The organism is Kutzneria sp. NPDC052558 (assembly GCF_044547355.1).
In the GTDB taxonomy this organism is placed as follows: Bacteria; Actinomycetota; Actinomycetes; order Mycobacteriales; family Pseudonocardiaceae; genus Kutzneria.
Window position 1 is genome coordinate 30928 of record NZ_JBIUAG010000011.1, and the last position, 19562, is coordinate 50489.

Annotated in this window: 18 protein-coding genes; 12 read left to right on the forward strand and 6 right to left on the reverse strand. The window is 71.0% G+C overall.

The genetic code is table 11. The features are described from left to right. Positions 1-76: 76 nt before the first annotated feature. The 3 genes from ACIG5F_RS20605 to ACIG5F_RS20615 all read left to right on the forward strand — a co-directional run bounded on the left by ACIG5F_RS20605 (position 77) and on the right by ACIG5F_RS20615 (position 3234). Complete coding sequence (locus tag ACIG5F_RS20605; RefSeq protein WP_396519646.1) at positions 77-1057, forward strand: VWA domain-containing protein; 981 nt, start codon at positions 77-79, stop codon at positions 1055-1057. A gap of 138 nt (positions 1058-1195) precedes the next feature. Then, the gene (locus ACIG5F_RS20610) at positions 1196-2533 is read left to right on the forward strand and encodes an MFS transporter (protein ID WP_396519648.1); all 1338 of its coding nucleotides are present in this window, start codon (positions 1196-1198) and stop codon (positions 2531-2533) included. A gap of 47 nt (positions 2534-2580) precedes the next feature. After that, positions 2581-3234, forward strand: a complete 654-nt coding sequence (locus ACIG5F_RS20615) for a DUF998 domain-containing protein (RefSeq protein ID WP_396519650.1) — start codon at positions 2581-2583, stop codon at positions 3232-3234. Here the strand turns inward: ACIG5F_RS20615 and ACIG5F_RS20620 are convergent. From ACIG5F_RS20620 to ACIG5F_RS20635, 4 genes are all read right to left on the reverse strand, one after another. Further along, the gene (locus tag ACIG5F_RS20620) at positions 3205-4182 is read right to left on the reverse strand and encodes an acetylxylan esterase (RefSeq protein WP_396519652.1); all 978 of its coding nucleotides are present in this window, start codon (positions 4180-4182) and stop codon (positions 3205-3207) included. The genes ACIG5F_RS20615 and ACIG5F_RS20620 overlap by 30 nt on opposite strands. A 9-nt stretch (positions 4183-4191) precedes the next feature. Continuing rightward, positions 4192-4878, reverse strand: a complete 687-nt coding sequence (locus ACIG5F_RS20625) for a RibD family protein (RefSeq protein ID WP_396519654.1) — start codon at positions 4876-4878, stop codon at positions 4192-4194. Positions 4879-4883: 5 nt separating this feature from the next. Next, on the reverse strand, positions 4884-5513 hold the full coding sequence (ribA, locus tag ACIG5F_RS20630) for a GTP cyclohydrolase II (protein WP_396519656.1): 630 nt from the start codon (positions 5511-5513) through the stop codon (positions 4884-4886). A 411-nt stretch (positions 5514-5924) separates the two neighbouring features. Continuing rightward, positions 5925-6518, reverse strand: coding sequence for a TetR/AcrR family transcriptional regulator (locus ACIG5F_RS20635; RefSeq protein ID WP_396519658.1), 594 nt, complete (start codon positions 6516-6518; stop codon positions 5925-5927). Between the two features lie 145 nt (positions 6519-6663). Between ACIG5F_RS20635 and ACIG5F_RS20640 the strand changes: the two genes are divergently transcribed. From ACIG5F_RS20640 to ACIG5F_RS20655, 4 genes are read left to right on the forward strand one after another with little or no spacing between them, the layout of a single operon-like run. Further along, positions 6664-7854, forward strand: coding sequence for a lipase family protein (locus tag ACIG5F_RS20640; protein ID WP_396519660.1), 1191 nt, complete (start codon positions 6664-6666; stop codon positions 7852-7854). 18 nt (positions 7855-7872) lie between these two features. Further along, complete coding sequence (locus ACIG5F_RS20645; RefSeq protein WP_396519662.1) at positions 7873-8532, forward strand: alpha/beta fold hydrolase; 660 nt, start codon at positions 7873-7875, stop codon at positions 8530-8532. Positions 8533-8575: 43 nt separating this feature from the next. Continuing rightward, a complete protein-coding gene (locus ACIG5F_RS20650) occupies positions 8576-9403 on the forward strand; it encodes a DUF4436 family protein (RefSeq protein ID WP_396519664.1) in 828 nt (275 codons plus the stop codon). A gap of 13 nt (positions 9404-9416) precedes the next feature. Further along, entirely contained in the window at positions 9417-10343 is a 927-nt protein-coding gene (locus ACIG5F_RS20655) for an ornithine cyclodeaminase family protein (RefSeq protein ID WP_396519666.1), read from the forward strand. On the opposite strand, the gene ACIG5F_RS20660 is transcribed toward ACIG5F_RS20655, so the two are convergent. Beyond that, positions 10312-10788: an Lrp/AsnC family transcriptional regulator gene (locus ACIG5F_RS20660; RefSeq protein WP_396519668.1), complete on the reverse strand. Its 477-nt coding sequence runs from the start codon at positions 10786-10788 to the stop codon at positions 10312-10314. The two genes, ACIG5F_RS20655 and ACIG5F_RS20660, sit on opposite strands and share 32 nt — an antisense overlap. 131 nt (positions 10789-10919) lie before the next feature. On the opposite strand from ACIG5F_RS20660, the gene ACIG5F_RS20665 reads away from it, so the two are divergent. Next, positions 10920-13205 carry a transketolase-like TK C-terminal-containing protein gene (locus tag ACIG5F_RS20665; RefSeq protein ID WP_396519670.1) on the forward strand — a complete coding sequence of 762 codons (2286 nt, stop codon included), beginning with the start codon at positions 10920-10922 and terminating at the stop codon, positions 13203-13205. Here ACIG5F_RS20665 and ACIG5F_RS20670 read toward each other — a convergent pair. Then, positions 13198-13488, reverse strand: coding sequence for a DUF427 domain-containing protein (locus ACIG5F_RS20670; protein ID WP_396519672.1), 291 nt, complete (start codon positions 13486-13488; stop codon positions 13198-13200). The two genes, ACIG5F_RS20665 and ACIG5F_RS20670, sit on opposite strands and share 8 nt — an antisense overlap. 210 nt (positions 13489-13698) lie before the next feature. Between ACIG5F_RS20670 and ACIG5F_RS20675 the strand changes: the two genes are divergently transcribed. From ACIG5F_RS20675 to ACIG5F_RS20690, 4 genes are all read left to right on the forward strand, one after another. Continuing rightward, complete coding sequence (locus tag ACIG5F_RS20675) at positions 13699-14955, forward strand: MFS transporter (RefSeq protein WP_396520158.1); 1257 nt, start codon at positions 13699-13701, stop codon at positions 14953-14955. Positions 14956-15175: 220 nt separating this feature from the next. After that, entirely contained in the window at positions 15176-16633 is a 1458-nt protein-coding gene (locus tag ACIG5F_RS20680; RefSeq protein WP_396519674.1) for an MFS transporter, read from the forward strand. A gap of 25 nt (positions 16634-16658) precedes the next feature. Beyond that, on the forward strand, positions 16659-17201 hold the full coding sequence (locus tag ACIG5F_RS20685) for a universal stress protein (RefSeq protein WP_396519676.1): 543 nt from the start codon (positions 16659-16661) through the stop codon (positions 17199-17201). 402 nt (positions 17202-17603) lie between these two features. After that, positions 17604-19562 (forward strand): GTP-binding protein, encoded by a 1959-nt coding sequence (locus ACIG5F_RS20690; protein WP_396519678.1) that lies wholly within the window; start codon positions 17604-17606, stop codon positions 19560-19562.

Here is a 19562-nt window from a genome sequence, read left to right on the forward strand (position 1 = left end):
AGGAGCTTGCGGATTCACCCATCGACACCGCGAGCCGGCGAACGCCGCCGCCGAGCCCCGGCGAGGCGGTGGCACAGTGAGTTTGACGGGTTTTACCGACCCGCTCTGGCTGCTGCTGATCGCGGTGGTGGCCATCTTGGTGGTGGCGTACCTCGTCGTGCAGCGATTGCGCCGTAGGGACGCTCAGCGCTACACCAACCCCGAGATGCTGCCCCGGGTCGCGCCGCGTCGGCCGGGCTGGCCCCGGCACGTGCCGGCGGCTTTGCTGGCCGTCGGCCTGATCCTGCTCAGCATCGCGCTGGCCGGGCCCACGGCCGAGCAGAAGGTGCCGCGCAACCGGGCCACGGTGATGCTGGTCATCGACGTGTCGCTGTCCATGAACTCCAAGGACATCCCGCCGTCCCGGCTGGCCGCGGCCCAGCAGGCGGCCAAGTCCTTCGCCGACCAGCTGACGCCGGGCGTGAACCTGGGGCTGATCGAGTTCGCCGGCTCGGCCACCACCCTGGTCGCTCCGACCTCGGACCGGCAGCAGGTCAAGACCGGCATCGACTCGTTGAAGGCGGCCGAGGGCACCGCCACCGGCGACGCCATCGCCGCGGCCGTGCAGGCCATCCAGTCCTTCGGCAAGCTGATCACCGGCGCCGACGGGCCGCCGCCGGCCCGCATCGTGCTGCTGTCGGACGGCCGGGAGAACAACCCCGCCGACCCCAACGCCCCGCGCGGGGCGTACACGCAGGCCAAGGCGGCCAAGACGGCGCAGATGCCGATCTCCGGCATCTACTTCGGCACCCGCGGCGGCACCGCCGACGTGGAGGGGCAGGCCGAGGACGTGCCCGGCGACCAGCAGGCCATGCGGCAGATCGCCCAGCTGTCCGGCGGGGACGCCTACGACGCGGCCAGCGCCGGCCAGTTGCAGAACGTCTACAGCAACCTGGCCTCGCAGATCGGCTACGAGACCAAGCAGGTCGACGCCAGCCAGCCGTGGCTGGCCCTGGGCACCCTGCTCTCCCTGCTGGCGGTGGCCGGCTCCATCCTGATCAGCCAGCGGATCACCTGACGACGCCGGGAAAGGGCCGTTCCTGGCGCATGGGGGGCGCTGAGGGGCAGGCCAATCTGTCACGTTCACCAGAAAGTCGATCTTGATCTTGCGGCGGCCCGGCTCCGTCTCCGATGATGCCCCGATGGGGCGCTGCCTGTGACGAGATGGAACCGCCCCGGCGGACTTCGCGGCTACTCGATCCTGTGGGCCGGCCAGATCCTGTCGGTCAGCGCCGCCCGCATGGTCAATTTCGGTTTCGGCGTGTGGCTTTTCCTACGCACCCACAGCGCGGTCGACCTGTCGGTGATGACCGGCGCCGCGTTCGTGGCCACGATGCTGGTCAGCCCGTTCGCCGGCGCGGCCATCGACCGGCTGCCCCGGCGGCTGACCATCGCCGTCGGCGACGCCGGCACCGTGGTGGTGCTGGGCACGCTGCTGGCGCTGTTCGCGATGGACGGCGTGCAGGTGTGGCAGCTGTTCCTGGCCAACACGGTCATCGGCGTGCTGGTGGCGTTCGAGGTGCCGGCCTACACGGCCACGATCTCGGTGATGGTGGCCAAGGAGGACCTGTCCCGGGCCAACGCCATGCGAACGATTGCCGACTCGGTGCAGAACGTGGTCGCCCCCACTTTGGGGGCGATTGCCTTGCAGTGGCTGGGAATCGACCTGGTGGTGCTGATCGGCGCGCTGGCCGGCCTGGTCGCCGTGGGCACCGTGTTCCTGGTCCGCATCCCGCAGCCCGACCGCACCGCCGCCCGCGCCGACGGCTGGTGGCACGGGGCGTGGGTCGGCTTCCGCTACATCGCCGCCCGGCCCGGGCTTGTCGGCCTCCAGCTGACGTTTTTCGTGGTCAGCATGCTGTCGGTGATGGGCTGGCAGGTGCTGACGCCGATGGTGCTGTTACGCACCGGCAACGACGAGCTGGCCGCCGGTCTGGTGCAGACCGTCGGCGCCGTCGGCGGGGTCGTCGGCGGGGTGATCATGCTGTTACGGCCGCCGCCGGTGCGGCCCGTGCGCTCGATGCTGCTGGCGGTGCTCGTGTACTACTCGCTGGGCCGGATCGTGCTGGGCATGGGGGACGGCATGGTGTGGTGGGCGGCCAGCTGGTTCTGCTCCTGGATGTGCATGCCGTTCCTGCGCGGCAACATGGACGCCATCTGGCAGGTGAAGGTCGACCCGGCCATGCAGGGCCGGGTGTTCGGGGCCCGGCAGGTGATCGACAACCTGGCCCTGCCGCTGGCCCTTGCGGTGATCGGCCCGCTGGCCGACTCCGTGCTGGAGCCGGGCATGCAGCGCGGCGGCGCGCTGCTGCCGCTGTTCGGCTCGCTGGTGCCGGGCGGCCCCGGCGGCGGCATGGCCCTGGTCTTCTTCGGCACCGGCGTGCTGGGCGTGGTGGTCGGCCTGTGCGGCTTCTTCGTGCGCGTGGTCCGCGACGTCGACATCGACCTGCCCGATCACGACGCCCTCCCGGAGCTGGTGAGCCTCCCTCGATAGGGGGACGCCGGTTGCCGGCCCGTCCGGGCAGGATCACCCTCCGAGACATGACGAAGGCGGAGCGGCGCACGGCGGTGGGCGGATTCCTCTGGATTGTCGCGATGGTCCAGTACTTCGTCGCCCAGGTCGTGGTCGAGGCGCAGTGGCGCACCCCCTACAGCTGGTGGGACAACTACATCAGCGACCTGGGCAACACGGCCTGCGGCCAGTTCATGGCCAACTACGTGTGCTCGCCGCTCAACGGCGTCATGAACGCCTCGTTCATCATCGCCGGCCTGCTCACGGTGGCCGGGATCGGGCTGATGCGGTCGATGTGGCCGGCGACCGGCATGGCCTCGCTCGGCGTGCTGCTGTGGATCCTGGCCGGCGCGGGCAAGGTGCTCGTGGGGGTGGCGCCGGAGAACGAGAACCTGGCCCTGCACATGATCGGCGCGCTCAACCTGCCGCTGGGCAGCGTGGCCATCCTGTTGCTGGGACTGGCTTCCCGGCGCACCGGGCTCGGCGTGTTCGGCATCGTGATGGCCCTGGTCGGGCTGGCCGGCCTGGCCCTGTCGATCTTCGCGCCGGACCTGATCGGCGTCGGCGGGGCCGAGCGACTGGCCGGATATCCCGGGAATCTCTGGCTTTTTGTCGTCGGCGCCGCCGCGCTGCTGCCCCGGCGCGAGCAGGCCTCAGCCGAGGTGCTCACGCAGGTGTCGTAGCTGCCGCTCGATGTGCCCGCGCGGCGTCTCGTGCACGCCGAACGGGGACACCGCGATCTCCTTCGGCGCCCGGATCTCGTTGTACGCCGCGAAAACCGTGGACGGCGGGCAGATCATGTCCATCAGCCCCACGCTGAACAGGGTGGTCGCGGTGATCCGCCGGGCCAGCAGCGCGCAGTCCACGTGGCGCAGCGTCTCCAGCGCCGCCGGCACCATGTCCACGTGCTGGGCCAGGAAGTCCGCGACCTCGGTGTACGGCGACTTCGGCCCGATGCGGATCGCCCGGTGCAGGTCGCACAGGAACGGGATGTCCGCGTGGCACACCCGGACCCGGCCGCCGGCCAGCGCCGCCGCCGCGATCGCCAGCCCGCCGCCCTGGCTGGCCCCGCCGACCGCGATCCGATCCGGATCCACACCGTCCAATTCGGACGCCACGTCGACCGCGCGCACGGCGTCCACGAAAAGCCGGCTGTAGTAATAGGTTTCCGGGTCGGCGATGCCCCGGGTCATCACGCCCGGCACCTCCGGCCCGGCCGGCGACCGCCCCGGGTCGCCGGTCGCGCCGACCGTCCACCGCGCGCCCTGGCCCCGGGTGTCCATCACCAGCACGGCGAATCCGGCGGCGGCCCACAGCGTGTGCTCCAACGGCAGCCCGCGTCCGCCGCCGTAGCCGATGTACCGCACCACGACCGGCAGCCGCTGGCCCTCGGTCCCGGCCGGCCGCAGGTGCCAGGCCCGGATCCGGTCACCGCCGTCGCCGGAGAACTCCACGTCCCACACCGGCGTCGGCCCGTAGGCGAGTTCCTCGTGCCGCACCAGGGTTGTCGGCTGCGCCGCCGCCCGGGCGCGCTCGATCCGGCCCGCCCACCACGCGTCCAGGCCGTCCGGTTCGGTCGCGGTCACCCTGTGCTCGGCCAGCTCCGGTTCCGAGAGGTCGAACAGGGGCATGCGTTCCTCCTACTGGCAGCAGGTCTTGTCCTTGGGCGAGTATCGCAGCAGCACGACATCGCCGACCTGGGTGCAGCCGAGGAGTCTCATCCGGGCCGTCGGCCCGCCGGGATAGTTGGCGGGGCGCAGGAAGCGCGGGGCTTCGGCCTGGCCTACCACCAGCGGCGCCACCGCGACGTGCAGCTCGTCGGCCAGGTTCAGCGCCACCAGTTGCGTGTGGACGGTGCCGCCGCCCTCCACCATCAGCCGGTCGATGCCGCGTTCGCCCAGCCGCGCCAGCACGGCGTGCCAGTCGAACACCGCGCCGGTGCTGACCACCTCGGCCCGCGGGCCCAGCCGGTCCCGGACCTTCTCGGCCGCGGAGTCCACCGTGAACACCAGCTTCTCGCCGCCGCAGCCCCACACCGCCAGATCCGGGTCGAGATCGCCGGAGCCGGTGACGATCACCTTCATCGGGTACGCCGGCAGCCCCCGGGCCTCACGGTGGGCCCGGCGCTGCTCGGAGCGCACGATCAGTCGCGGATTGTCACAGCGGATCGTGTTGGCGCCCACCAGGATCGCGTCCACATCGGCCCGGACCGCGTCCACCCGGTCGAAATCCTCCGGACAGGACAGCAGCAGCCGCTGGCATCCGGTGTCGTCGAGGTAGCCGTCGATGCTCACGGCCGCCGACAGCACGACATACGGCAGTTTCATGGGCCTCAACTCACGAGACTGGACAACGTGATGGTGTGTCCGGTGTGGTCCACCTTGGCCCGCAGGTAGCGCAGGTTGCTGTCGGTGGCGAACACGCCGGTCGGCACGCGGCGGCGCACCGTGACGCCGAGCTCGCGCAGCTGCTCGGCCTTGTCCGGGTTGTTGGAGAGCAGGTCGATCTTCTGCACGCCCAGCGCGGCCAGCATCTGCGCGGCCGCGGTGTAGTCGCGGCCGTCCTCGGGCAGGCCCAGCGCGGTGTTGGCGGCGTAGGTGTCCAGGCCGTTGTCCTGGAGGGCGTACGCGTCGAGCTTGTTGTAGAGGCCGATGCCGCGGCCCTCCTGGCGCAGGTAGAGCAGGACGCCGCCGGCCACCGAGATGCGCTCCACGGCCTCGCGCAGCTGCGGGCCGCAGTCGCAGCGGGCCGAGCCGAACACGTCGCCGGTCAGGCACTCGGAGTGCGGGCGCACCAGGGGAGTGCCGGTCGTCGGGTCGCCGAACACCATGGCCACGTGCTCCAGGCCGTCGGCCAGGCCGTGGAAGGTGACCGCCTCGGCGGTGACGGAGAACCCGTCGCCGAACCGGAGCGGGATCCGCACGCGGGTGCGGACGGTTGCCTCGGCGCCGCTCGTCGACATGGTGGACTCCGATCTGCCAGTGGCCGGGCTACGACCGATTGCATGTTCAAATTTCAACAACATCGCGGCGGCCCGGATGGTTTCCCGGCGGGGTGTGACCTGTGTCGCATTTGTCACGGCCAGGTGAAGCATCGCCGAGCCTAACTCCTCTCTGTCTGTCCAAGGACACGATCACGGAACCCGGCTGGTTCATCCCATGGTCAGGGAATTCACTTGCGCCTGCGCGACGAGTGCGGTCGCGACGGTCCCGCTGGGAGGGTCGTGCGGCCAGGTGGCGGCCGGTTTGCGTGATGTTCGACGGATGTGCCCGGCCCTCGCGCCGCCTACCCGCCTTCCATGCCACATGTGGCCCAAAAAGGGGCTCTTGGTATGCATGTGGGGGGTGGGTGATGGGCGAGGTGGGGGCGGGGGTCAGCGGAGGATGGCGGCCAGCATGACGCCGCGGATCTCGGCGGCGATGTCGGCCACCGGCCATGGCGGCCGGTGGGCCTGCCATTCCCGCAGCAGCCCGGTGATCGCGCCGACCAGGGCGATGGCGGTGAGGCGGTAGTCCCGGTCGGGGGCGACGCCGTTGGCGGCGGCGTGCCGGGCCTCGGCCTCGATGAAGTCGGCCCAGCGGGTGACCCAGTCCTGGTGCTGCCGCTCGAGTTCCTCGCTGACGCCGACCGCCTCCACGTAGTTCAGCCGCGGCAGCCGGGGATCGGCGGTGACGCTGGCGACGAAGGCGTCCAGCAGCACGGTGATGCGCACGACGACGTCCTGCGACTCCAGCTCGGCCAGGGCGGCCCGGACCCGGTCCAGGGCGGTGGAGTTGATCAGGTCGTGCAGGGTGAGCAGCACCTGCTCCTTGCCGGTGAACTCCTCGTAGAAGTTGCGGGTGGACACGCCGGCCTCGGCGCAGATCTGGACGATCTTGGTCTGCCGGTAGCCGAGCGTGGTGAACAGGTGCAGGGCCGCCTCCAGCAGCCGCTGCCGGCGCTGGGCCCGGCGCTGTTCGGAGGCCACTCCGGCGTAGCCGCGTCTGGCGATGGCCGACTCCTCACCCGCGTGACAAAAACTGGTAACCGGGATTGCCAGATTACCGGAGCCACCCCTACCTTGTGAAAATCCTGATTACCACTTCAGCTCGGAGGCAACGATGCTTCGCCGAGTGTTAGCGCCGCTGCTGTGCATGGCCCTGGTGGCGGTCCCCGCCGTCGCCCACGCCGACCCGCGACCGCCGGCGCCGTCCCAGGACCCCTTCTACACGCCGCCCTCGCCGCTGACCGGCGCGGCCGGCGACCTGATCCGGCAACGCCAGGTCGACTGGTACCCGGAGCCGTTCCGCGTGTTCGCGGCCCCGGTCAAGACCTGGCTGGTGCTCTACCGCTCCACCTCCGCCACCGGAGCCGCCAACGCCGTGTCCGGCCTGGTTCTGGTGCCGCCGATCCCGTGGACCGGCCCCGGCCAGCGGCCGATCCTGGCCTACGCCATGGGCACGCAGGGGCTCGGCGACGAGTGCGCGCCGTCCTACCACCTGCGGACCGGCACCGAGGTGGAGATCGCATTCCTGGCGCAGGCGATGCTCAAGGGCTACGCCGTCGCCGTCACCGACTACGAGGGCCTGGGCACGCCGGGCACGCACACCTACGCCGTCGCCCAGTCCGAAGGCCACGCGCTGCTCGACGTCGCCCGCGCGGCCAGCAAGGTCGCCGGCGCCGGGCTCAGTCCGTCCGCGCCGGTCGGGGTGTTCGGCTACTCCCAGGGCGGTCAGGCCGCGGCCGCCGCCGGCGAACTCCAGCCGTCGTACGCGCCGGAGCTGCCGGTGGCCGGCATCGCCGAGGGCGGCGTGCCGGCCGACCTGAGCGAAGTCGCCGCCTACAACGACGGCAACGCCGGCTTCAGCCTCGTCGCCGGCGCGGCCGTCGGCCTCGCCACGGCGTATCCCGAGCTGCCCTTCGCCGATGTGCTCAACGCCAAGGGGCGCGAGGTCGTGCAGAAGGTCGAAACCTCCTGCATAGTCGAGCTCGCGCTGGCCGATCCCTTCGGGCGCCTCAACGATCTCACCACCGTGCCCGACATGATCAAGGATCCGCGCTGGCAGGCCCGCCTGGCCGAGAACCGCCTGGGCGCCCGCCGGCCCGCCGCCCCCGTGCTGCTCTACCACGGCACGCTCGACGAGCTGATTCCCTTCCACGTCGGCGAAGAACTCCGCTCCCGCCTCTGCGCCCTCGGCGCTTCCGTGCAGTGGCAACCGGTTCCGCTCGCCGGCCACATCGTCGCCGTCAGCGCCTACGGCACCGCGGCGCTGAACTGGCTCGGCGACCGCTTCGCCGGCAAGGCCCCCACACCCAACTGCTGATCGTGATAGGCAGTCGGCGTGGAACTGTTCACGCGCACCTGGGGATCGCCGTCCTCCCCGGCGATGGTCCTGCTGCACGGCGTCACCGGCACCGGCGACACCTGGGCGGAGTTCGCGCCCCGGTTCGCCGACCGCTGGCGACTCATCGCCCCGGACCAGCGTGGACACGGTCGCAGCCCGCGCGCCGACGCCTACTCGTTCGACCTGTTCGCCGATGACCTGCACGGCCTGCTCGACGCGTACGACATCGAGCGGGCCGTGCTCGTCGGGCACTCCATGGGCGGTGTCGTCGCCTATCGCTACGCCGAACGGCACCCCGAGCGGGTCGCCGCGATGGTGCTGGAGGAAGCCCCGCCGCCGGTCCCGCTGGGCCGGGAGCTGAGCCCACGGCCGGCGCAGGAGCTCGACTACGACTGGGCGCTGCGGGCCCCGATCCTGGCCGAGCTGAACGACCCCGGGCCCGGGTGGCCGGCCCGGCTGGCCGCGATCGCCGTGCCGACGCTGGTGATCGCCGGCGGGGCGGCGAGCCACCTGCCGCAGGCCGACATCGCCGCCATGGCCGGCCGAATGCCGGCCGCCCGGCTGGTCACGGTCGACGCCGGCCATCTCGTGCACGAGACCAGGCCGGACGAGTTCGCCGCCGCCGTCGAGGAGTTCCTGGCCCACCCCAACAGGTGAATCGCCGTGCCGTCCGAGGGGCGCTCGCCTACCGTGACGCCGGGTGAACAAGGTTCGGATCGCGGCGGTCGGCGTGGTGATCGCGGTGCTGGCGACCGCCGGCATCGTCGGCTACCGGACGGACGCCCAGCGGGGCACCGACGAGTACACGGCGGGCAGCGACGACGTGAACCGCGTCGAGCTGGACGTGACCCTGCAACGGGTCGACGTCACGGCCCGCGAGCTGGACCTGCGGGTCATCCCGCTGATGCAGGGCGCGTTCGCCGAGGACGCCGCGATCGTGCCGGCCAAGGACCTCACCGTGGACACCTCGTCGCTGTCCGCGGGCGCGCTGCACTTCAAGGCCCACGACCGGGTCTCGCAGCAGGACGTGCGGTTCCCGGTGGACGAGGGCCTGGTGTCCGACTACCCGTTCGACACCTACTCGGCCTCGATCGAGTTCTATGTCACCTACGGGGACGAGAACGTGCCGCTCTCGCTGCGGTTCCGGTCCTTCGACGCGCTGTTCACCGGCCGGCTGAACCAGGCGGTGTTCAAGCCCGGGGCGCTGACCGCGCACGCCGTGGCCGGCCGGTCGATCGGGTCCTCGGCGCTGGCCTGGTTCCTGATGGTGGCGATGTGGGCGCTGGCGCTGTCCGTGCTCGGCGCGGCGCTGACCATCGTGTCCAAGGACATGGGCCTGGTGTGGCCGGCGATGGGCTGGATGGCCGCGACCCTGTTCGCCCTGGTCGGCTTCCGCAACGCCGCCCCCGGCTCGCCGCCGATCGGGGCGCTGATCGACTACGGCGCCTTCTACTGGGCCGAGCTGCTCACCACGGTGTCGTTGGTTTACGTGACGTGGCACGGGATCCGGCTGGCCCGGGCCGGCTGATACGTTGGCCGGCATGCTGTTTCTGTCGGCCGCCGAGGTCGAGTCCCTGCTGGCGCCGGACGCCGCGATCGCCTCGCAGCGGCGGGCGTTCGCCGAGCTGGCCGGGGGAGCGGTCGACCTGCCGCACAAGATCATGCACCCCAGCGGCTTCGACGACTCGGTCATGTTCTGTTACGCGGCAAGGATGTCCGGCGACACCGGGGCGGTGGCCAAGGTCGGCAGCATCAACCCCGGCAACCCGGCCCGGGGGCTGGCCAGCATCCACGCCCTGGTGATCGCCTTCGACCCGGTCACCGGGCAACCGGTGGCGGCCATGGACGGCGGCGCGGTGACGACCCTGCGCACCGCCGCCGGCAGCGCCGTGGCGGTGGACCTGTTGGCCGTGCCGGCGGCCTCGGTGCTGGCGGTGATCGGCTCCGGCGTGCAGGCCAAGGCCCACGTCCGGGCCGTCTCCCGGGTTCGGAAGCTGGCCGACGTCCGCATCTGGAGCCCGTCGGACCGGCGTGTGCAGACCGCCGCCGAGCTTGGCGCACGGGCCGTGGACAGCGCCGAGGAGGCCGTCGCCGGGGCCGACATCGTCGTCGCGTGCACCCTGAGCCGTGAGCCCGTGGTCCGCGGCGCGTGGCTGTCGCCGGGGGCCATGGTCGTCAGCGTCGGCTCCTTCGAGCCGACTCGGCGCGAGGTCGACGAGGACCTGGTCCGCCGGGCCGCCGCCGTGGTCGTCGACGACCCCGAGACCGCCGCCGGCCACGCAGGGCCGATCATCGGCGTCGTGCCGAAGGCGGACCTGATCGCACTGGGCGCAGTCGTGACCGGCCTTCGCTCCCCACGCACCTCCCCGGACGACGTGATCTTCTACAACAGCACCGGCCTCGGCATCCAGGACGCAGCCGCCGCCTGGGCCGTGGTCAACGCGCACGCCGCTCGAGCAGCGGAGTGATCCGGTAGCTGACGAGCTCGCGCATGACCAGGGCGGTGTTGGTCCGTTCCACGCCGGGGATCGCCAGCATCTGGCCGGCGATGCGGTACAGGTCGTCGGCGTCCTCGGCCACCACCTGCACGAACAGGTCGGGCTGGCCGCTGATGCCGTGCACCTGGAGCACCTCGGGCACGTCGGCCAGCGCGGCGGCCACCTCGTCCAGGCGCTGCTGGGTGACGACCATCGTGACCAGCGCCGTCAGCGGATAGCCCAGCGCCCGCGGCGGGATGCGCCGTTCGAACGTGTCCAGCACGCCCGGCTCCTCCAGCCGCAACAGCCGGGCCTGCACGGTGTTGCGGGACAGCCCCGTCTGCTCGGCCAGCGCCACGGCGGTGGCCCGCGGCTGCTCGGCCAGCGCCCGCAGCAGCCGGAGGTCGGTCTGGTCGAAGCGGTCCTCGTTGCGCACTCTGCTCGCTTTCCCCGGTCCGCACGGGCACGGATTTGTGCGTTCTGCTCAACCCAATGCCTCCGCATTGTGCGTCGTGAGCGGCGGTGTTGTCATTTGCGCACGATGTGCATCCCGGGGAAGGCGGATCGATGACCAGGCAGAGCCCGGCCGCGCTGGCCGTGCTGACCGAGATCGAGCGGCGCGTGCTGTGGCTGTCCACGGCGGTGATCCACCACGCCAACCTGGTGCGCCCCAATGCCTCCGGCATCAAGGTCGGCGGCCACCAGGCCTCCAGCGCGTCGATGGTGTCGATCATGACCTCGCTGTGGTTCCGGCACCTGCGCCCGCAGGACCGGGTCTCGGTCAAGCCGCACGCCTCGCCGGTGCTGCACGCCATCAACTACCTGCTCGGCGAGCTGGACGAGGCCTACCTGCCGATGCTGCGCGCCTTCGGCGGGCTACAGAGCTACCCGAGCCGCTCCAAGGACCCGGACCCGGTCGACTACTCCACCGGCTCGGTCGGCATCGGCGCGACCGCCCCGATCTGGGGCGCGATCGCCCGTCGCTACGTCGCCAACTCGCTCGGGACGGGCGGCAGCGGTCGCCAGTACTCGCTGCTGGGCGACGCCGAGCTGGACGAGGGCGCGGTCTGGGAGGCCGTGCTCGATCCGTCGGTGGCCGAGCTGGGGGAGATCGTCTGGATCGTCGACCTGAACCGGCAGTCGCTGGACCGGGTGGTGCCGCAGATCGCCGCCGACCGGCTGCGCGACATGTTCGCCGGCGCCGGCTGGCAGGTGATCACCCTCAAGTACGGGCGGCTGCTGGAGGAGCTGTTCGCCCGCCCCGGCGGCGCTGCGCTGCGCCACCGCATCGACGGCATGCCCAATCCCGAGTACCAGCGGCTGCTGCGCTGCGACGCCGCCCAGCTGCGCGAGCGGCTGCCGGCCGGGGACCCGGACGTGGCCGGCCTGCTGTCCGATGTGGACGACGCGACGCTGCTGGCCGCGGTGCGCAATCTCGGCGGGCACGATCTCGCCGCGCTGGACGGGGCTTTCGAGCAGATCGAGGACACCCGGCCGACCGTCGTCTTCGCGTACACGGTGAAGGGCAACGGTTTGCCGACCCAGGGGCATCCGCAGAACCACTCATCGCTGCTCACCGCCGAGCAGATGCTAGAGTTGGCGCAGCGACTTGGCACGGACATGAGCAACCCGTGGCAGGCCTTTGCCGAGGGGACGGACGCCGCGAGGCTGTGTCGGGACACCGCCGACCGCTTGCGGCGCGACAAGGTCACCACAATCGAACCGCCGTCGATCCCGCTCGATCTCGACCGAGCCCATCACGGCACGTCCACCACGCAGGCGGCCCTGGGCCGCACGCTGCTGGACCTGACCCGCCGCGCCCCCGAAGCCGCCCGGCGCGTGGTCACGGTCAGCCCGGACGTCAGTTCCAGCACCAACCTCGGTGGCTGGGTGAACAAGGTCGGCGTGTGGTCGCCGCGCGAGCGGGTCGACTGGTTCGCCGACGACGCGGACACGATCCTGCACTGGAGGGAAAGCCCTGGGGGACAACACATCGAGCTCGGCATCGCCGAGACCAACCTGGTCGGCCTGATCGGGGAGCTGGGCGCCACCTGGAGCCGCTGGGGCCAGCCGCTGCTGCCGATCGGCGTGCTCTACGACCCGTTCGTGTCGCGGGCCCTGGAGCCGTGGTCGTTCGGCATCTACGCCGGCGGACAGTCCATTCTGGTCGGCACGCCGTCCGGAGTGACGCTCGCGCCCGAGGGCGGCGCGCACCAGTCGATCACGACCCCGTCGATCGGCCTGGAACAGCCCGGCTGCGTCACCTACGAGCCGGCGTTCGCCGTGGACGTCGAGTGGACCCTGCTGGCCAGCCTGGCCAAGCTCGGCCGGCCCGACGGCACCTCGGCCTACCTGCGCCTGTCCACCCGGCCGGTGGACCAGACGCTGGCCGACGTGCCCACCGATCCGGCCGCCCGCGAACGCCGCCGCCGGCAGGTGGTCGCCGGGGCCTATGCCTTGCGCCGCAAGGACAATCCCGCGATCACCATCGCCGCCATGGGCGCCGTCGTGCCCGAGGCGCTGCACGCCGCCGAGCGCCTCGCCCAGGTCGGCATCGAGGCCGATGTCGTCTGCGTGACCAGTCCCGGCCTGCTGTTCCAGGCCCAGCAGGCGAGGCAGGGTCTCGCCGACGGTCCGTCCTGGATCCTGGACCAGGTGCTGCGGCCGACGCCGTTGGTGACCGTGCTGGACGGTCACCCGCACACGCTCGCCTTCCTGGCCACCGTCCACCGGGTCGCCACCGTGTCCCTCGGTGTCTCCCGTTTCGGTCAGGCCGGCTCGTTGGAGGACGTCTACCGCTACCACGGCCTCGACGCCGACAGCATCGTGCGAGCCGCCCTCGACCTCAGCTGATCTCCACCACACGGCGGTCGAACGCCACGTAGCCGGCGAAGTCCGAGCCCACCCGCTCCACCGCCGACGCCGGCGGCGCCGGGTAGCTCCAGCCGAGGTCGGCCTGGCCCGCCACGGTGTGATACTGCGCCACGCCCTTCCACGGACAGGTATAGGGCGTGGGGCTGTCGGCCAGCGCACCGTCCACGATGGACGACGGCGGGAAGTACCAGTTGCCCTCGATCGAGACCAGCTCCGACTCGGGCGCTTCGGCCACCACTCGGCCGTTGAGAGTTGCCTTCATGTCCGGGCACAACACCCGCCCGCTTCCCGGAAATTCCGCCTTTCGCGGGGGTTGCGCCCACCCGGTCGGGGACATCCGACATTTCGGGCACGGCCGGTGGTCTCGGCCCACAGTTCCTGCCCCGATGGCCACGCCTGCGCCGCCACCCGCGCACCGCTGGAAAATCCGTCGTGCGCGGGGCGGGCCGCCGATACGCTCGCCCTGGTGACCATGCCTCGGCGACTGTTGGTCGACGCCTCCCCGCTGCGCCGGTCGCCGGCCTTCCGGCGGTACTGGATCGGCTCCGGGCTCTCGGCGGTCGGCACCCAGATGACCCTGTTCGCCGTCACCTATCAGGTCTTCACCCTGACCGGCAGCTCGTTCGCGGTCGGCGCGGTCGGGCTGTGCACGGCGGCGCCGGCGATCGGGTTCGGCATGCTGGCCGGGAGCATCGGGGACGCGGTCGACCGGCGGCGGCTGGTGCTGGTCACCAGCCTCGCCCTCGCCGCGGTGTCGGGACTGTTCGCGGTGCAGGCGCTGCTCGACCTCCGCCAGCTCTGGCTGCTCTACGTGCTCGTCGTGCTGGAATCGCTGATCGTGTCGGTCAACGCCCCGGCCCGGCGCACGTTCACGCCCCGGCTGCTGCCGCCCGAGCTGGTGCCGGCCGGTGCGGCGCTGAACACGATGGTGGCGCACCTGAGCGCGAGCGTGGGTCCGCTGCTGGCCGGTCTGGTCGCGGCGGCCGGCGGCCTCAAGGCGTGTTATCTGGTGGACGTGCTGAGCTTCGGGGCCGCGCTGTACGGAGTGTTCCGGCTGCCCCCGATGCCGCCCGAGGGCACGCTGGCCAAGCCGGGCGTCAAGTCGGTGATGGCCGCGGTCAGCTTCATCAAGGGCTCTCCGGTGTTGACCGGATCGGTGCTTGCCGATCTGTTCGCCACCGCACTGGGCATGCCGATCGCCTTGTTCCCGGCGATCAACGCGGCCTTCTTCGGCGGCGGCCCGCAGACCCTGGGGCTGCTCAACGCGGCGCCGGCCATCGGCGGGGTGCTCGGCACGATGCTGTCCGGCCCGGTCGGCCACGTGTCCCGGCCGGGCCGGGCCATGCTGCTGGCCGGCATCGGCTGGGCGGTCACGCTCATCGGGTTCGGCCTGTCCACCACGCTGTGGCTGTCGGTCGCGATGCTGGTCATCGGCGGCGCGTGCGACTCGATCAGCGTCGTGTTCCGCACGACCATGCTGCAACTGGCCACCCCCGACGGCTATCGCAGCCGGGTCAGCGCCGCCGAGTACGTCGTCGGCTACGGTGGGCCACAGCTGGGCAACTTCCGGGCCGGCGCGATCGCCTCGCTCACCACGCCCGGGCTGTCGGCGGTGATCGGCGGACTGTCCACCATCGCCGGCGCGGTCGCGTTGTGGCGGTGGCTGCCCGGCTTCGCCGCCTTCCGCGTGGAAATCGCCTTTCCGGATGATCAGGCAACAACCCGGTGACAATCGCCCCGAAGATGTTTGAAATGCTCGCGTGCGCGCGTGGTGAGCGGCCGCACCGGCAGCGTGACCAGGGGCGGGATTCGTGACCGTACCGGACTTTCACGCGTCTTACCGGTTGCGGAGCGCCCGCTTTGGCGGTAGATCTCTAACCTGCTCGTAACCCGCCGGCCACATGTGCGCGAACGTTTCGCCCAACGCGCGCGACATCGGGGAGAATTCCATGACAGCTGCCAGTGCCGCCGGGACGGCGACCCCACAGGTGAGCCTCGTACCCGCCAGAATGGACCGGTTGCCGTGGACCCGGTTCCACTGGTCGATCGTGATCGGCCTCGGCGTCTCGTGGATCCTGGACGGCCTCGAGATCCAGATCGTGTCCGCGGGCGGCTTCGAGCAGACCCTGCACATGACCACGTCCGAGGTCGCGCTCACCGGCACGATCTACCTGATCGGGCAGGTGGTCGGCGCGCTCTACTTCGGCCGACTGACCGACAAGATCGGCCGGAAACGGCTGTTCATCCTGACGCTGGCGATCTACCTGCTGGCCAGCGGCCTGGCCGGCCTGTCGTTCAGCGTGTGGTTCCTGTGGATCTTCCGCTTCATCGCCGGCCTGGGCATCGGCGGCGAGTACACCGCCATCAACTCGGCCATCGACGAGCTGATCCCGTCCCGCTACCGGGGCCGGGTGGACATCGCCGTCAACGGCACGTACTGGGGCGGCGCGATGATCGGCGCCACCGCCAACCTGTGGCTGCTCGACCCGAACGTGATCTCGGCCGACTGGGGCTGGCGCATCGGCTTCTTCATCGGCCCGGTGCTCGGCCTGATCATCATCTACCTGCGCCGGCACATCCCGGAGAGCCCGCGCTGGCTGATGACGCACGGCAAGCTCGCGGAGGCCGAGCGCACGGTCGACGAGATCGAGGCCGGCGTGCGGCGCGAGGGCGTGACCCTGAGCGAGGTGCCGGCGTCGAAGGCGATGTCCATTGTGGAGGCGCCACGGCTGGGCTTCCGCACCGTGTCGGGCATCTTCCTGAAGAAGTACCCGAAGCGGTCCTTCCTCGGCTTCTCGATGATGGTCACGCAGTCGTTCCTGTACAACGCCATCTTCTTCACGTATTCCTTGGTGTTGCAGAACTTCTACCACATCAGCAAGGCCGACACCTCGGTGTACTTCTTCCCGTTCGCGGTGGGCAACCTGCTCGGCCCGCTCATCCTGGGACCGTTCTTCGACACCATCGGCCGCCGCAAGATGATCCTGGGCACCTACGGCTTCGCCGGTCTGGTGCTGGCGGTCTCGGCCGCGCTGTTCCAGGCCGGCACGCTGAACGCCACCACCCACACCATCTTCTGGTGCGTGTCGTTCTTCTTCGCCTCCGCCGGCGCGTCCTCGGCGTACCTGACGGTCAGCGAGATCTTCCCGCTGGAGCTGCGGGGGCAGGCGATCTCCTACTTCTTCGCCGTCTCCCAGGCCGCGGGCGCGACCGCGCCGGCCGTGTTCGGCGTGCTGATCGGGGACGGCACCTCCCGGGGACCGCTCACCGTCGGCTACTTCGTCGGCGCCGGCATCATGATCGCGGGTGGCTTGATCGCCTGGTTCTGCGGTGTCAACGCCGAGGGCCAATCCCTGGAGGACGTGGCCGATCCGCTGTCCAAGGCGCCCGCCGCCGAGGCCAGCTAGTATCCGCGACGACGAGGAGGTTGCTGTGGCAGATTTCATCGTCGTGGGCGTGAGCGTCCGCAGTGGATCCCCGACCGCGCTGAGCTGGGCCGCCGACGAGGCCCGTCGGCGTCGGTGCGGCCTGGTCGCCGTTCGCGCGTGGCGGGCCCCTCGGCCCCCGGCCGCTCCCGCCGGCCGGCCGCCGGGGGTCAGCCGGGACGTCGACGCCGCTTTCGCCGCCGGTGAGGAGAAGCTCGCCGCCGACGTCGCCGCCGCCCTCGGTCCGGACGCCAAGGTCGAGTGCCGCCTGGTGAAGGGCACGCCGGTTTCGGTGCTGCTCAAGGAGAGCGAGGGGGCCCTGATGCTCGTGCTCGACGCTCCGCGCAGCACCGACATCAAGGCCAACACCCTGTTGGCGCACCGGTTGATGTACCACGTCGGCTGTCCCGTCGTGGTCATGCCGCCCGCCCTCACCTCGCCCGGCCCCGGCCCCGCCGCGCGACTGGGCAAGCAGGTCGGCAGCCGCCTGGCCAAGGCCGCCGCCAGCGCCGGGCGGCCCGGCATCAGGATCCCCCGCCAGACCGACTGAACCGGTGACGCACCACTGAACCAGGGCCGCCCGGCCTTCCCTCGGCCGGGCGGCCCTGGTTTGTCGGCGTCCCTTCGGCCGGCCGTTTCCCTTCGTGGGCCGTTTCCCTTTGGCCGGCCGTTTTCCTGTGGTTGGGCGGCATCAGCCGACCGGCTGGCTGCTCCTCGGCCGGGTGGGCTGCTTGCCGCCCTCGCCTCCGGCGACGTCGACACCGCGCAGGCCGAGATGCGCGCCCACCTGGCCGGCGCCCTCCGCAACCTGGCCGCCCGCCGTTAATTCGGTTGCCCTCAGTTAGGCGTTCTGCTGGACTCGCGGGGTCGCCTAGCACAGGAGTTGAGATGCGAGCTCGCGTCATGGGTACCGCAGATGGAATCAACCACCTTCTGAAGGACATGACGCGGCATGGCAGTGCTCAACTTGGGAATTCTGGCGCACGTCGACGCCGGTAAGACCAGCCTGACCGAACGGCTGCTGTTCGGGGCGGGAATCGTCGACGAGATCGGGAGCGTGGACGAGGGCAGCACGCGCACCGATTCGCTGGCGCTGGAGCGCCGGCGCGGGATCACGATCAAAGCGGCGGTGGTGTCGTTCCCGGTCGGCGATCGCACGGTCAATCTGATCGACACGCCGGGGCATCCGGATTTCATCGCCGAGGTCGAGCGGGTGCTCAGTGTGCTCGACGGGGCGGTTCTCGTGGTGTCGGCGGTGGAGGGCGTGCAGGCGCAGACCCGGATTCTGATGCGGGTGCTGCGCCGGCTGGCCATTCCGACGCTGATCTTCGTCAACAAGGTGGACCGCGGTGGGGCGCGCTATGACGACCTGATCGCGGAGATAGCCACGAAACTGGCGCCGGCGATCGTGCCGATGGGCAGTGTCGCCGGCATCGGCACAAAAGGCGCGGTCGCCGTTCCGTTCGGCCCTGACGACGTGCACTTCGTCGAGCGGCTGGTGGAGCTGGACGACGAGCTGACGGCCGCCTACCTGGCCGAGTCGGACCTGCCCTACGAGCGAGCCTGGCAGACGTTTGCGCAGCGGTCCCGGCGTGGGCTGGCGCACCCGGTGTTCTTCGGGTCGGCGATCACCGGGACCGGGATGGATGCGCTGGTCGACGGCATCGCGACGCTGCTGCCGACGGCGGTGGCCGACGCGGCGGCTCCCGTCTGCGGCACGGTGTTCAAGGTGGAGCGGGGAGCGGCGGGCGAGAAGATCGCGTACGTGCGGATGCACGCCGGCACGCTTCGCCTGCGGGACCGGCTGCCGGACAGCGGGGACAAGGTGACGGCGATCGAGGTCTTCGCCGACGGCGTCAGCGCCTCACGCCAGGAGGTTTCCGCGGGCTCGATCGCGAAGCTCTGGGGGCTGAACGGAATTCGCATCGGCGACGCCATCGGCGAGTCCCTGTCGACCGCCGAGCGGTATTTCGCGCCGCCGACGCTGGAAACGGTGGTCCTGCCGACCTGCGACAATGAGCGCGGAACGCTGCGCGCCGCCCTCGACCAGCTGGCCGAGCAGGATCCGCTGATCGACGTCCGGCAGGACGAAACGCGGCGTGAGATCAGCCTGTCCCTGTACGGCGAGGTGCAGAAGGAAGTCATCCAGGCGACTCTGGCCGAGGAGTTCGGGCTGGATGTCGCCTTCCGGGAGACGACGACCATCAATGTCGAACGGGTCGTCGGCGTCGGATCCGCCTTCGAGATAATCGCCGTCGCGCCCAATCCCTTCCTGGCGACGGTCGGTCTGCGCATCGAGCCCGGTCCGATCGGGAGCGGCGTGCGGTATCGACTGGAAGTGGAGCTGGGCTCGATGCCGTACGCATTCATGAAAGCGGTGGAGGACACGGTTCGGGAAACCCTGGCCCAGGGCCTCCACGGCTGGCAGGTCATCGACTGCGTGGTCACGATGACTCATTCCGGCTATTACGCCCGGCAGAGCCACGCGCATGGCTCGTTCGACAAATCCATGTCCAGCACCGCCGGCGACTTCCGGGGTCTGACACCGCTGGTGCTGATGGCCGCCCTGGCTCGCGCCGGCACCCGCGTGCACGAGCCGTTTCACCGCTACCAACTGGAAATCCCCACCGAGGCCTTCGCCGCGGTGCTCCCGGTGCTGGTCCGGCTCCGGGCCGCGCCGCTGATGTCGGACATCCGCGGCCGGACACACGTGCTGACCGGGGACATCCCGGCCGCCGAGGTGCACGGCCTGGAGCGCCGGCTGCCGTCCCTGACCAGCGGCGAGGGGGTGCTGGAGTCCGTGTTCGACCACTACCGCCCGGTCGACGGCCCGGCCCCGGACCGCCCGCGATGGGACCACAATCCGCTCAACCGGAAGGAATATCTCCTGCACGTCCAGCGCCGGGTCTGA

Excerpts from the sequence above, each read along its gene's own strand:
- ACIG5F_RS20615 (WP_396519650.1), top strand. The coding sequence starts at position 2,581 with ATGACGAAGGCGGAGCGGCGCACGGCGGTGGGCGGATTCCTCTGGATT.
- ACIG5F_RS20620 (WP_396519652.1), bottom strand. The coding sequence starts at position 4,182 with ATGCCCCTGTTCGACCTCTCGGAACCGGAGCTGGCCGAGCACAGGGTG.
- ACIG5F_RS20625 (WP_396519654.1), bottom strand. The coding sequence starts at position 4,878 with ATGAAACTGCCGTATGTCGTGCTGTCGGCGGCCGTGAGCATCGACGGC.
- ribA (WP_396519656.1), bottom strand. The coding sequence starts at position 5,513 with ATGTCGACGAGCGGCGCCGAGGCAACCGTCCGCACCCGCGTGCGGATC.
- ACIG5F_RS20655 (WP_396519666.1), top strand. The coding sequence starts at position 9,417 with ATGCTGTTTCTGTCGGCCGCCGAGGTCGAGTCCCTGCTGGCGCCGGAC.
- ACIG5F_RS20665 (WP_396519670.1), top strand. The coding sequence starts at position 10,920 with ATGACCAGGCAGAGCCCGGCCGCGCTGGCCGTGCTGACCGAGATCGAG.
- ACIG5F_RS20670 (WP_396519672.1), bottom strand. The coding sequence starts at position 13,488 with ATGAAGGCAACTCTCAACGGCCGAGTGGTGGCCGAAGCGCCCGAGTCG.
- ACIG5F_RS20675 (WP_396520158.1), top strand. The coding sequence starts at position 13,699 with ATGCCTCGGCGACTGTTGGTCGACGCCTCCCCGCTGCGCCGGTCGCCG.
- ACIG5F_RS20680 (WP_396519674.1), top strand. The coding sequence starts at position 15,176 with ATGACAGCTGCCAGTGCCGCCGGGACGGCGACCCCACAGGTGAGCCTC.
- ACIG5F_RS20690 (WP_396519678.1), top strand. The coding sequence starts at position 17,604 with ATGGCAGTGCTCAACTTGGGAATTCTGGCGCACGTCGACGCCGGTAAG.